Origin of the sequence: Reyranella sp., from assembly GCF_965279465.1 — a bacterium.
Taxonomy (GTDB): Bacteria; Pseudomonadota; Alphaproteobacteria; order Reyranellales; family Reyranellaceae; genus Reyranella.
The window spans coordinates 7,222,156-7,234,541 of record NZ_OZ257242.1; the positions used below are offsets into that span (position 1 = coordinate 7,222,156).

The 12,386-nt window shown below is 66.2% G+C and carries 10 protein-coding genes; 4 read left to right on the plus strand and 6 right to left on the minus strand.

Going from position 1 to position 12,386, the window contains the following annotated elements:
* The first annotated feature begins 11 nt into the window (after positions 1 to 11).
* Positions 12 to 1,181: an AGE family epimerase/isomerase gene (locus tag ACQY8M_RS35210; protein WP_428666484.1), complete on the plus strand. Its 1,170-nt coding sequence runs from the start codon at positions 12 to 14 to the stop codon at positions 1,179 to 1,181.
* Here ACQY8M_RS35210 and ACQY8M_RS35215 read toward each other — a convergent pair.
* The 5 genes from ACQY8M_RS35215 to ACQY8M_RS35235 all read right to left on the minus strand — a co-directional run bounded on the left by ACQY8M_RS35215 (position 1,103) and on the right by ACQY8M_RS35235 (position 5,619).
* Positions 1,103 to 1,369, minus strand: coding sequence for a flavin reductase (locus ACQY8M_RS35215; protein WP_428666487.1), 267 nt, complete (start codon positions 1,367 to 1,369; stop codon positions 1,103 to 1,105). The two genes, ACQY8M_RS35210 and ACQY8M_RS35215, sit on opposite strands and share 79 nt — an antisense overlap.
* A 50-nt stretch (positions 1,370 to 1,419) precedes the next feature.
* Positions 1,420 to 2,130: a hypothetical protein gene (locus ACQY8M_RS35220; protein ID WP_428666490.1), complete on the minus strand. Its 711-nt coding sequence runs from the start codon at positions 2,128 to 2,130 to the stop codon at positions 1,420 to 1,422.
* Positions 2,131 to 2,358: 228 nt separating this feature from the next.
* Positions 2,359 to 3,348: a Bug family tripartite tricarboxylate transporter substrate binding protein gene (locus ACQY8M_RS35225; protein ID WP_428666492.1), complete on the minus strand. Its 990-nt coding sequence runs from the start codon at positions 3,346 to 3,348 to the stop codon at positions 2,359 to 2,361.
* Positions 3,349 to 3,374: 26 nt separating this feature from the next.
* A complete protein-coding gene (locus ACQY8M_RS35230) occupies positions 3,375 to 4,361 on the minus strand; it encodes a Bug family tripartite tricarboxylate transporter substrate binding protein (RefSeq protein ID WP_428666495.1) in 987 nt (328 codons plus the stop codon).
* 64 nt (positions 4,362 to 4,425) lie between these two features.
* Complete coding sequence (locus tag ACQY8M_RS35235; protein WP_428666497.1) at positions 4,426 to 5,619, minus strand: CaiB/BaiF CoA transferase family protein; 1,194 nt, start codon at positions 5,617 to 5,619, stop codon at positions 4,426 to 4,428.
* A 386-nt stretch (positions 5,620 to 6,005) separates the two neighbouring features.
* Between ACQY8M_RS35235 and ACQY8M_RS35240 the strand changes: the two genes are divergently transcribed.
* Entirely contained in the window at positions 6,006 to 6,332 is a 327-nt protein-coding gene (locus ACQY8M_RS35240) for a hypothetical protein (protein ID WP_428666500.1), read from the plus strand.
* Here the strand turns inward: ACQY8M_RS35240 and ACQY8M_RS35245 are convergent.
* Entirely contained in the window at positions 6,306 to 9,557 is a 3,252-nt protein-coding gene (locus tag ACQY8M_RS35245; protein ID WP_428666502.1) for an AAA family ATPase, read from the minus strand. The genes ACQY8M_RS35240 and ACQY8M_RS35245 overlap by 27 nt on opposite strands.
* A gap of 65 nt (positions 9,558 to 9,622) precedes the next feature.
* Here ACQY8M_RS35245 and ACQY8M_RS35250 point away from each other — a divergent pair, with 65 nt between their 5' ends.
* Positions 9,623 to 10,474, plus strand: a complete 852-nt coding sequence (locus tag ACQY8M_RS35250) for a class I SAM-dependent methyltransferase (protein ID WP_428666505.1) — start codon at positions 9,623 to 9,625, stop codon at positions 10,472 to 10,474.
* A gap of 167 nt (positions 10,475 to 10,641) precedes the next feature.
* Positions 10,642 to 12,312 carry a 2-isopropylmalate synthase gene (gene leuA, locus ACQY8M_RS35255; RefSeq protein WP_428675581.1) on the plus strand — a complete coding sequence of 557 codons (1,671 nt, stop codon included), beginning with the start codon at positions 10,642 to 10,644 and terminating at the stop codon, positions 12,310 to 12,312.
* The last annotated feature ends 74 nt before the right edge of the window (positions 12,313 to 12,386 follow it).

Genomic DNA, 12,386 nt, shown 5'->3' on the forward strand with positions numbered 1-12,386 from the left:
AGCTTGGCGTCATGACTGACGTCGAGTCCGAGCTCGCCCACGTGCGTGAGTGCCTTCTGAACTGGCTACTGAATGACGCCCTGCCGATCTGGTGGGAGGTTGGCGCCGACAAGACCGGCGGCGGCTTCCACGAGGCGATCGATCTCGCCGGCAAGCCAGTCCTTGGCGAGCGCCGCGCCCGCGTCCAGGCGCGGCAGATCTTCACCTACGCGGTGGCCGGCGAGCTCGGCTGGAACGGGCCGTGGCGCGAGGCCGTGCGGCATGGCCTCGATTACTATGTCGGTCGCTATCGCCGGCCGGACGGCCTGTTCGTCAATGCCCTGCGCGCCGACGGCAGCCCCTCCCCCACCACACCTCATCTCTACGAGCAGGCCTTCGCGCTGCTGGCGCTGGCGACCGCCGGCGACCCGGCGCTGGCCCCGGTCGCCGACACGGTGCGCGACCGGCTGTCGACCGAGCGACGCGGCACCGCGGGCGGCTACACCGGCTTCGCCGACGACCGGTTCTTCCAGTCCGACCCGCACATGCACCTGTTCGAGGCGGCACTCGCCTGGGAGCAGCTTTCGCCCGATCCGCGCTGGTGCGCGCTGGCCGATGAAATCGCCGAGCTCTGCCTCGCCCGCTTCATGACGCCCAACGGCCTGCTGCTCGAATATTTCGACGCCACCTGGGCGCCGGCCGCCGGCCTGCAGGGACGGCTTGCGTGGCCGGGCCATCAGTTCGAATGGGCCGGGCTGCTCGAGCGCTGGGCGCTGCGGCGGGGCCGCGAGGACGTGCGCGGGATCGCCCGCCGCCTCTACCGCTACGGCGCCGACCACGGCATCGACCCGAATCGGGGCGTCGCCATTTTCGAGCTGCTCGACGACCTGTCGGTGAACGACGCCAAGGCACGGCTGTGGTCGCAGACCGAATGGCTGAAGGCGGCGCTCATTTTGGCGCGCGCGGCGAGCGGCGACGAACGCGAACCGTATTTGGCCGATGCAATCGCCGCGGCGAAGGCGCTGACGCTCTATTTCAACACGCCGGTCGCCGGACTGTGGCGCGACAAGCTGCTCGCTGACGGCAGCTGGGTCGATGAGCCAGCGCCAGCGAGCTCATTTTATCATATCATCGACGCGTTGCGCGTGTTGGCCGCCTGGCCGGCCGATCCAATGTCCTTGCTGCGCCGGACCATGTCGTGACTATGGTTGCCGCTGGAGATCATCAGGCCGATCAGCGACGGCGTGAACTCCAGGACGACGTGCCAGCCCGAGGTCATGTTGTTGGTCCTACCGCGCCATTTCGACGACACGAGCACGATCGGGCGGGGCTCGAGATAGCGGCGGACGCCGTGGACCGAAAAGTCGCGCTTCTTTACCGGCCTCGCCATCGCGGGCCTCCTCGCAAACAAAAGGAACAGCCCGAAAATGCAGCGAGGGATCAGTAGTCGAGCTTCATCGGCAGGCGATGCTTCACGGCTTGCCCCGCCAGCCCGCTCAGCACCGCCATCGCCTGGCGCGCGGAGACCTCGAACGATGGATCGCCCTCCGGCCGCCCTCGGGCGAGCGCGCTCATTTCGTCCTCGTCCATCTTCCAAGTCGCGGCATTGAGCTCGGCGAGCTGGCAGCGCAACGTCGTCGAGGAGCCGACGATGACGCGCCGGCCGTCGACGTCCTCGGCCTCGAAGGTGAAGTCGAGAGTCGTCGGCAGCCAAAGCTCGACGTTGCGCACGAGGTGGGAGAAGCGCGAGTGGAAGCCGTCGGCGTTGCTGCGCACCAGCGCGGCGTCGTCATCCCAGTCCCTCGGCAAGACGGCGGGCCGGCTCAACGTCGGCTGCTCGGCATAGGCTGCCCACAGCACCAGCGAGCCGAAGCCGTCCCATCCCATCCAGTCAGTGAACCACGGCGCTTCCGGCGATTCATTCCAAGACAACGGCTCGGTGAGATGCGGCGCAAGCGCCGAATCCAGCGTCCGGCGCCATGTCAACACCGAAGCCTGGATACGCTCGTGGTCCTTCTTCGGCACACCGGCAGCGCGAGGCTGACCGGCCTCGGCCTTCCAGCGTCGCTCCCGCCCGGTCCTGTCGGTGACGCTTTCCCAGCCCCCTGCATAGTACCTTGTCAGTGAGCCGACGTAGACATTCAAGGCCATCGACTGCAGGCCCCACTTTCTCTTTCCTTGACTCAGCGATTTTCTACTGGAAGTTGCTTTAGCACCGACGAAGATCGCGTGAAAGCAATCGTGTGCACACGGCGAAGATTCATTTTTGCTGATTATTTCGGTTTCGCACCTCTTCCTTCCGCAGCGCAATTTAACACGGCCGCCGCGGCCTTCATCGAACTGTCAGGCGAGCGGCCCCGAAGACCCGCGATTTGTTCGCTACTGCGGCTCCATGTTCAGGCCCTTGACCAGCTCGATCCAGACCGGCCCTTCCTCGGCAAGGTACCTCTCGAAGTAAACGTGATCCTGTGCCGCCATGTCGATGCCGAAGGTGGTGAGGATTTTCTGGATGCGGTCGGACTTGCCGAGCTCCACCATCATGCTGGACAGCTTGAGGACGATCTCCTTCGGCATCGCCACCGGCCCCACCAGCCCGATGCAGCCGCGCACCTGGAAGGCGACGTCGGTGACGCCCTGCTCGAAAAAGGTCGGCACGTCGGGCAGCTTCTTCATGCGGACCTTGGTCGGCACAGCGATCGCCCGGCCACTCCCTGTCTGCAGCACGCCGGACGCCGCGGCGACGCTGCCGCTGCCGCCCTGGATCGCGCCCGAGCCGACATCGACCCACATCGGCCCCTCGCCACGGTAATGCACCGCCTCCATGTTGAGACCGAAGTGGCGATTGAGCGCGGCGACCGCGACATGGCTGTAGGAACCAGCACCGTAGGTACCGAGCGAAACCTTGTTGTTGCGTGCATATTGCGCGAAGTCGCTCAGGCCCGCCGCCGGCACGCTCTTGTGCAGGATGGTCGGCAAGTGGCCGGCATCCATCCAGGAGATCGGCACGAAATCCTTGTCCGGATCGTAGGGCAGCTTCTTGAACAGGACCTTGTTCATGATCAGCGTCGTGGAGATGGTCCACATCAGCGTGTAGCCGTCGGCGGGGGCTGCCTTCACCTGCTCGGCCGCGATCGCGCCCGAAGCGCCCGTCTTGTTCTCGACCACCACAGGCTGGCCGGTCGTCTGGGCGATGCCCTCGCCATAGGCGCGGGCGAAGATGTCGGTCAGCCCGCCGACCGGATAGCCGCAGACGATCTTGATCGGCTTGCTCGGCCAGGTCTCGGCAATCGCCGGCGCCGACAAGGACGCGGCCGCGGCCGACGCCATGCCAAGGCGCAGCATGTCGCGCCGCGATGAACGGATGATCATTTTTCCTCCCGGACAGTCTACTGAAGTCATTGCGGCTCGATGTTCAGGCCCTTGATGACCCCGAGCACCACCGGCCCTTCTTCGTCGAGGACCTTCCTGAAATAGACGCGGTCGCGCGCGCCTTCGTCGATACCGAACTGGTCGTTGATCTTCAGCACCCGCTCGGTCTTGCCGCCCTCGACCATGAGGTCGGAAAGCTTCTTCACGATCTCCTCAGGCGTGCCGGCCGGCGCCGCGCAGCCAACCCAGCCGCGCACCTGGAACGCCTTGTCGGTGAAGCCCTGCTCATAAAAGGTGGGCACATCGGGCAGCTTCCTCATGCGCTCGAGCGTCGGCACCGCAATCACCTTGACCGTACCCTGCTGAAGGAAGGGCAATTGCGAGGCGTAGCTGCCGGTCGCGGTCTGCACGTTGCCCGCCGCCACGTCCTGCCACATCACGCCTTCGCCGCGGTAGTGGACGGGCTCGAGCTTGAAGCCGTGGTTCCGGTTGAGCGTCTCGGCCACGACATGCGCGAACGATCCGGCGCCGTAGGTCGCGGCCGAAACCTTGCGGTCCCTGCACCAAGCAGCGAACTCCTTGATGTCCTTTACCGGGATGTCCTTGTTGACCGCGGTCGGCAGGTGCCCGGTGTTGAACCATGCGACCAGAGAGAAGTCCTTGTCTGGATCGTACGGCAACTTCTTGAACAGCACCTTGTTCTGAACCATCGTAGTCGAGTTGGTGAACATCAGCGTGTAGCCATCAGGGGGCGCATTCTTCACAAGCTCGGCGCCGATCGCGCCCGCCGCGCCCGTCTTGTTCTCGACCACCACCGACTGGCCGAGCTTTTGCGACACGTACTCTCCGTAGGCGCGCGAGAAGACGTCGGTCAGGCCGCCCGGCGGATAGGTGCAGACGATCTTGATCGGCTTGCTGGGCCAAGCGTCGGCAATCGCCGGCGCCGCCAGCGCAGACGCCGCGGCGGCAGCGGCGCCATAACGCAACACGTCGCGCCGTGTCGGACGGATCATCGTAGCCTCCCTGCAGGCCACGACTCTCGTTGATGCGGTTGTTTATGCCGCCTTGAAACGGCTGTTACGCCGCTTTGGTCGCGCCCGATGCCAGCATGGCATCGATTTCAACCTGAGTGAAGCCAGCCTCGCGCAGCACCTCGACACTATGCTCACCGAGCCGCGGCTGCAGGCGCGTGATCTCGGGCTTGGTCTTGCTGAAGCGTGGAGCGATACCCGGCATGCGAAGCTTACCCTCTGTCGGATGGTCGACTTCCTGCCAGTACCCGGTGGCCTCGAGCTGCGGGTCGACGAACAGATCGTCGAGCGTGTTTACCGGGCCGTGCGGCACGTTGGAGTTCTTGAGCAACTCGACCCATTCGGCGTTGGTGCGCTCGGCGCAGAGTCCGGCGAGGGTCGCGTAATATTGCTCGACGTTCTTCAGGCGATTGGCCATGCCCTGGAAGCGCGGGTCCTTCGCGAGGTCCTCGCGGCCGACCAGGACGCAGAACTCGCGCCAGTGACCGTCGGTATAGGGCAGCAGGGCAAAATAGCCGTCTTTCGACGGATAGGGCCGTCGCTCCTTGTTGAGCACGCGCTTGTAGCCTGCGGTGTCGAGTGCCGGGATAAAGGTTTCGCCGTAGAGATGCTCGACCATCACGAAAGAGACCAGCGTCTCGAACATCGGGACCTCGACCGCCTGGCCCTTGCCGGTGCGCTCGCGCGCAAAGAGGGCCGCGAGCAGCGCCGAGACCACGCCGTTGGAGCTGGTCTTGTCGGCGACGATCGTCGGCAGGAAGCGCGGCTGGCCGGCGACGACGCTCTGCAACGCGGCGAGGCCGGAACCTGCCTGGATGATGTCGTCGTACGCCGCCTTGGCACCCATCGGGCCCGCGGCGCGGTAGCCGTAGGCCGCGACATAGACGAGCCGCGGATTGATCTTCTCGAACTTCTCGTATTCCACGCCGAGGCGCTTGGCCGGATCGGGCCGGTAATTGTGCATCAGCACGTCGGCAGTCTCGGCGAGCTTGAACAGCGCCTTGCGGCCGGAGTCCTGCTTGAGGTCGAGGACGATCGAGCGCTTGGAGCGATTGCAGCCGAGATAGAAGGCCGCCATCCCCGGGTGCCGCGACGGCCCGAGCACCCGCGTGGTGTCGCCTTCGGGCGGCTCGATCTTGATCACGTCGGCGCCGAGATCCCCGAGCTGCTGCGCGGCCCACGGTCCCAGCACGACCGTCGTGCAGTCGAGAATTCTCACTCCGGCCAGCGGACCCGCCATTTGCATCTCCTCCACGGATTTTGGCGCATCTTAGCCGTCACGAGGCCGGGTGCGAAACCTGGCGACAACCGGCTGCGAAATTCCTCGCGCCGGTCACATTCAAACCCCTCGCGCGCATCGCGTTACGCCGCGCCAGCCTGCTAGCCGCCGCAGGTTTATTCCTGCTACTCGGAACCGATCGGCCCGAGTCCTGACCTTCACTGCCGCTAAAGTGCGGACTTCCTTGTTTTCGATACGCGCCATTTCTTGGCGCGTCTTTTTTGTGACCGGCGTTGTGAATGAGGCAGAATCCCGCTGTCGCGATTCCGGACAAATGCCGCAATTTTCTTCGGGATGAATCGATGGCGAGCCTGCGTACCTTCTGGTGTCAGCGGAGGTATTGCTCAATGCGTCTTTCCCATCTCGTCGGCGCCGCACTTGGCACCGGTCTTCTCTTCCTTGCCGCAGCCGGCGCCGCTCAAGCCTACGATCACGACCGCTACGGCGATCGCTGGCGCCATGAGGAGTGGCGCCACGACCATCGGTACGAGCGCCGCCACGTGTATGAGCGTCCGGTGGTCGTCCGCGAACGTCCTGTCTATGTCGAGCGGGCACGACCGGTCCTCGTGCAGCCGCCACCGGTGTACGCCGCGCCGATGTACGCTGCACCAATGTACCAGCAGAACCAGGGCCCATCCGGCCTGAACCTAAACTTCAACATTCCTCTCAACTGAGGCCCCTGCCTGCAGGGCGGCGAGGGCGGCGAGAGCCGCCTCGCACGCCTCGCAGACCGGCGCCATCGAGAGCTGTCGGGCCTGAGCCAGGCTCCGCCGGTACTGATTCTCCGCCTCCACGGGATCTCCGGCTGCCAATGCCAGCCCGCCTCGCGCCTTCCAGCAATGGGCGAGCGTGCCGCGTTCGCCGCGTTCCTGGGCGCCGCGCTCGACAGCGTCGAGCGCCGCCATTCCCTCGTCGATCTGCCGAGCTGCGCCCAGCGCCTCGGCCAGCCAGACCTTCGCCAGTCCGTGGGTGTGCGCCCGCGGCACGACGCCGTATTCCTTCTTCGGCGCGAGCAGCGCGAGCGATCCTGCGGTATCGCCCGTCACGAACCGGGCGCGGCCCAGCAAGGTCTCGATGAATTGCGCCACTGCGAGCGCACCGGCAGCCTTGACTGCGCCCAGCACCGTCTCGAGCCGGGCGAGCGCTCCTGCCACATCAGCCGCCCTGGCGATTGCCAGGGTAGAGCGGGCCATCTGCGCCGACGCGATCGAATAGACGTCGCCCGCCTCATCAGCCACCGCGACCATTTCCCGGGAACATAGCTCCGCCTCGTCGAAGCGACCAAGTTCGCAAAGCGTGGTGATCAGGTAGCCGGTGGCAATCACCAAGGTTGCGCCGGTGGTGCCGATCCGTTCCGTCCGCAGTTCGCCTTCCAGCAGCCCGATGCTGCGCCGCAGGGCATCAGTTGCTTCTGCATAGTCGCCGGTCGCATAGTAGCCGAGGCCGAGGCGGAACAACGCCAGAGCGCGCAATCGCGTCTCGCCGGCCTGCTCGGCGATCTCGAGCGCTCGACGGGCGGCGGTGATGGCAGCCTCATTGGCGCCCGCGACCCAGAACTGGGCCGACTGGTCGGCCCATACCCAGGCGAGCCGCACCCGATCGCCGGCGCCCAGCGCGAGTTCCTCGGCACGCACGAGGATGCGATCGATTTCAGCAGCGTCTCCGCCGGTCGCATAGAGCAACGCGCGCAGGGAGCGCAGCTGGTCGATCGCCCGCTGCGTCGCCTCCAGGGAGGGCGTCGCCTCGTCGAACGATCTCAGCGCCTCGCGCATGCCGTCGATCGCCTCGGCGTAGGAACCGCGCGCCAGCGCCCGATCGGCCGCCAGCCCCTGGTACAGCGCCGCCTTGCTCCACAGCGCTCCCCGCACGGCGTGATGGGCCAGCAATTCCGCCTGATCCTGCAGCCGGCCGGCATGATGGGCTTCGAGCGCCCCGACGATCCGTCGATGGACCTTGATCCGGCGCGCGCGGGTCAGCGAATCGTGCGCCACCTCGCGCAGCAAGGCGTGAGCGAAGACATATTCGACGTCGGGATAGAGGCTCGCCTGCACCAGGATCCCCGCTGCCATGGCCTCGCGCAGCACCGCTTCGGCCGCGGCGGGCGCCCGACCGGCGACGGCCGCCGCCAGCCAGAGCGGGATGCGGCCGTCGATCATCGAGAGGGCGCGTAGCAGGGCGACGCAATCGGGCGAGCGTCGGTCGATGCGCGAGGCAATGACGTCGTGTACCGACGGCGGCATGCGAATCGCCTCGGGTGCCTCCGAGCAGGCATAACGCCGCCGCACACCCGTCCCGTCAGTCACGAGCACCGTGGTTAGCGCCCCGCTCTGGCCGAGATCGCGCACGCATTCCTCGAAGAACAGCGGGTTGCCGGCGGCGCGCGCAGTCAGGCGCTCGACCAGCCGCTCCGTCTCCGGGCCTGCAACGAACCATTCCAGGAGCGAGCGCCGCACGTCATCATCGCCGAGCGGCGCCATGCGCAGCCGCGTGCCGCCCGTCGCTGCCAACCACGCGTCGTCGTATTCGGAACGGTAGGTGAGCACCACGAGCAGCGGTGCCTCTCGGGTGAGTTGCGCCACCGCGCGCAGCACCTCTTCGCTGTCGCGGTCGATCCAGTGCACGTCCTCGAACACCAGAACCAGCGGGGTGGCGGCCGAGACGCGACGGCAAAGCCGCAGCGTCGCCTCGCGCGCAGCGAGCCGCTTGGCGCGCGGATCCACGGCGAGCCACTCCGGCGTGGCAGCCGCCAGCGTCACCATCGAGGCGAAGAAGGCAGCGTCGGCCATCAGCATCGAGTCCAGATCGTCGAGCACCGCGGCGACCCGCTGGCGCACGCGGCCTGCGTCGTCGCCCTCGGAGATGCCGAACAGGTCGCGCAGCGCTGATGCGAGCGCATGGTAGGGAATGGTGCGGCCGAGCCCCGTCGCGGCGGCAAATAGCGCCCTGTGCGCCCCGTCGGGGCCACCCTCGCCGATCGTGCCGTGCACCAACCGAGACTTGCCGAGTCCGGCCTCACCGGAAATACCGACAACGCCACCGCGCCCCTGCGCGAGCGCCGCAAGAGCGGTCTGCAAGGTCGCCCGCTCGCGCTCGCGGCCGACGAACGGTGCGCGCTCGCGCAGGCTGGAAGCTTCCCAGCGCGATACGTAGAGCGAGGCGCCGATCGCCTCGTAGGTCTCGATCGGCGCCGACGCGCCCTTGATGTCGAGCGGCCCGACCTCGCGGGTCTCGATCAGGCCTTGGGTCAACGCCTGGGTCTCGCCGGTGAGGTAGACGCCACCCGCCGGCGCCATCTGCTCCATGCGTGCCGCGACATGGACCACCGGACCGACGACGTCGACCTCGATGCCGAGGTCGGACGCGATGGTGCGGTACAACACCTCGCCCGAGTTCAGCCCGACCCGTGCACGGTCGGCCATGCCGGCCTCGCGCAGCTCGCGCTGGATGCCGAGGCCGGCGAAGCAGGCCCGTACCGCGTGATCCTCATGCGCGACCGGTGCGCCGAACAGGGCGAGGATGCCGTCGCCCAGCCGCCGGCAGACCACGCCCTCGTAGCGATGGACCAGCCGCATCATGATCTGCACCGCTGGCTCGATCTGGCTCAGTGCCGCCTCTGGATCGAGGCCTTCGATCGCGGCGGTCGAGCCCTCGAGGTCGGCGAACAGCACCGTCACCCGCTTGCGCTCGCCGTCTCCGGCGCGGCGCTGGACCACGGCGTGGTGCACCGTCGGCTCGACCACCGCAACCGCCTCGGCGGCCTTGCCGCAGCCGCCACAGAATCGATCGCTCGGCGTATTGGAGAAGCCACAGGCGCTGCAGGTCAGCACCAGTTGCGAACCGCACGCGGTGCAAAACCGGCCGCCCGGCTGGTTTGGACTTTTGCAGGTCGGGCAAATCACGCGTGCACCTGCTTGCGGGCGCTTCGACGATCGTTTAACGGCCTTGCGGGGGAGAATTGCCTGGAATGATAGCCGACGCTTTCTTGTGGGTCCTCAACCGCACGCCCTCCCTGCGGCGCGCCATGTGGCGCTTGTTCTTCGATGTGCTCGCGGCCCGCTTCGGCAACGTCGGCTGGTGGACCCTGATGAACTACGGCTATGCCGAGCCCGACGGCACGACAGGGTCGTTCGATCTGCAGCCGGACGACGAGGCCGAACGCTATCCGATCGCGCTCTACCGCCATGTCGCGACCCTGGCGCCGGTTGCCGGACGCGACGTACTGGAGATCGGCAGCGGCCGCGGCGGCGGCGCCTCCTACGTCGCACGCTACCTCAAGCCGCGCCGTATGGTCGGCATCGATCTCAGCGGCAAGGCGGTGGCGTTCTGCAACAGGCGGCATATCATCGCTAATCTACACTTTCGCCAAGGCGATGCCGAACGACTTCCCTTCGACAGTCAGAGCTTCGATTCCGTCATCAACGTCGAATCTTCCTTTTGCTATCCGTCGATCGACGGCTTCTTTGCCGAGGTGAAACGCGTGCTGCGACCGGGCGGTCACCTGCACTACACCGATCTCCGGCTGGCGCACGAGCTCGTCGACTGGCGGGCCGCGATCGCCCGCTCCGGGCTGGAGATCGTCTTCGAGCGCAACATCACGACCAATGTCGTCGAGGCGCTCCACCGCGACAGCATCCGCCGCCGTGACGGAGGACGACGCATCGCGGGCGGGCCGTTCGCGGGCATTGCCGACGTGTTCACGGGCGTCGACGGCACGCGCATCCCTTCGCTTCTCGCCTCCGGCGGCATGGCCTACTACAGCTACCTGCTGCGCAAGCCGCCGGTCGCCCAGCCGGTGGCCGCCTACGCCGCGGGTTGACGCGAGCCCGCAAATCAGGGAATGTCAGGCCCGCAATGCTCCGACTGACGACGCTTCGACTTATTCGCTGACCCGCCTCCCTCGACAGGGAACCTTGCGGGTCGCGCTGTCGTCCGTCTCATTCTCTCAAATAGTCGTAGCGAGCCATGTCACCCCAAAAGCCAATGATGCCCACCGCGGGCGAAAAATACGTTCCGTTCAAGCCGATCGACATCAAGGACCGGAAGTGGCCCAACGCCGTGATCACAAAGCCGCCGATCTGGTGCGCAGTCGATCTGCGCGACGGCAACCAGGCCTTGATCGAGCCGATGGACTCGGACCGCAAGACGCGGATGTTCAAGCTCCTGGTCCAGATGGGCTACAAGGAAATCGAGGTCGGCTTTCCGGCCGCGTCGGAAACCGACTTCGACTTCGTGCGCGAATTGATCGAGCACGGGATGATCCCGGGCGACGTCACCATCCAGGTGCTGACGCAGAGCCGGCCCGAGCTGATCGAGCGCACTTTCGAAGCCTGTCGCGGCGCCAAGCGCGCAATCGTCCATCTCTACAATTCGACCTCGACCCTGCAGCGGCGGGTTGTCTTTAATACCGACTACGCCGGCATCATCGACATCGCCGTATCGGGCGCCAAGCTGGTCAAGCAGCTCGCCGATGCCGATCCCAACACCGAGTGGGTCTTCGAATATTCGCCGGAGAGCTTCACCGGCACCGAACTCGAGTTCGCGCGCGATATCTGCGCGGCGGTGGGCGACGTCTACCGGCCGACGCCGCAGAGGAAGATGATCATCAACCTGCCGGCGACGGTCGAGATGGCCTCGGCCAACATCTATGCCGACCAGATCGAATGGTGCCATCGCAACTTCAAGTACCGCGATTCGATGATCCTGAGCCTGCACCCGCACAACGACCGCGGCACCGGCGTGGCTGCGGCGGAGCTCGGCTTCATGGCCGGTGCCGACCGCATCGAAGGCTGCCTGTTCGGCAACGGTGAACGCACCGGCAACGTCGACCTGGTGACGCTGGGCCTCAACATGTTCACCCAGGGCGTCGATCCGGAGATCGACTTCTCGAACATCAACGAGATCCGCCAGACGGTCGAATATTGCAACCAGCTGCCGGTCCATCCGCGTCATCCCTATGGCGGCGACCTCGTGTTCACGGCCTTCTCGGGGTCGCATCAGGACGCGATCAACAAGGGCTTCAAGGCGCTTCAGTCGTCGAACAGCAAGGTCTGGGAAGTGCCCTACCTGCCGATCGATCCGGCCGATCTGGGTCGGAGCTATGAGGCGATCATCCGCATCAACAGCCAGTCGGGCAAGGGCGGCATCGCCTACATCCTGAAGAGCGATTACGGCATCGACATGCCCCGTCTTCTCCAGGTCGAGTTCTCCAAGGTGATCCAGCAGATCGCCGACGAAACCGGCAAGGAGATTCAGCCGGCGCTGATCTGGGACACCTTCCGCAAGGAGTATCTCGAGAACACCAGCCCGATCACCTTTCAGGGCCACACCACCCTGCCCGAGCCCGGCCATCCGGAGCTCCGGCTGATCGACGCCAAGGTGATGGTCGACGGCCAACCCAAGGCGATCAGCGGGCACGGCAATGGCCCGATCGCGGGCTATGTCGAGGCGCTGGCCAAGGATTGCGGCATCAAGATCCGGGTGCGCGATTATCACCAACATGCCACGGGCGCCGGCGAGGACGCCCAGGCGGTCAGCTACATCGAGGCTGAAACGGCTGCCGGCAAGGTCCTGTGGGGGGTAGGAATGGACTCCAACATCGTCACCGCCTCGCTCAAGGCTGTGACCTGCGCGGCCAACCGCTCGAGCCGCCTTTAGTCCTCGCTGGGGGCGCGCCACTCCAGTGGGGCGATTCATGACGCGCCACTGGAGTGGCGCGCCCCCAGCAAGTA

What these genes read in the sequence shown, in the direction of transcription:
- ACQY8M_RS35210 (WP_428666484.1), top strand. Translation starts at nt 12, where the DNA reads ATGACTGACGTCGAGTCCGAGCTCGCCCACGTGCGTGAGTGCCTTCTG.
- ACQY8M_RS35215 (WP_428666487.1), bottom strand. Translation starts at nt 1,369, where the DNA reads ATGGCGAGGCCGGTAAAGAAGCGCGACTTTTCGGTCCACGGCGTCCGC.
- ACQY8M_RS35220 (WP_428666490.1), bottom strand. Translation starts at nt 2,130, where the DNA reads ATGGCCTTGAATGTCTACGTCGGCTCACTGACAAGGTACTATGCAGGG.
- ACQY8M_RS35225 (WP_428666492.1), bottom strand. Translation starts at nt 3,348, where the DNA reads ATGATCATCCGTTCATCGCGGCGCGACATGCTGCGCCTTGGCATGGCG.
- ACQY8M_RS35230 (WP_428666495.1), bottom strand. Translation starts at nt 4,361, where the DNA reads ATGATCCGTCCGACACGGCGCGACGTGTTGCGTTATGGCGCCGCTGCC.
- ACQY8M_RS35235 (WP_428666497.1), bottom strand. Translation starts at nt 5,619, where the DNA reads ATGGCGGGTCCGCTGGCCGGAGTGAGAATTCTCGACTGCACGACGGTC.
- ACQY8M_RS35240 (WP_428666500.1), top strand. Translation starts at nt 6,006, where the DNA reads ATGCGTCTTTCCCATCTCGTCGGCGCCGCACTTGGCACCGGTCTTCTC.
- ACQY8M_RS35250 (WP_428666505.1), top strand. Translation starts at nt 9,623, where the DNA reads ATGATAGCCGACGCTTTCTTGTGGGTCCTCAACCGCACGCCCTCCCTG.
- leuA (WP_428675581.1), top strand. Translation starts at nt 10,642, where the DNA reads ATGCCCACCGCGGGCGAAAAATACGTTCCGTTCAAGCCGATCGACATC.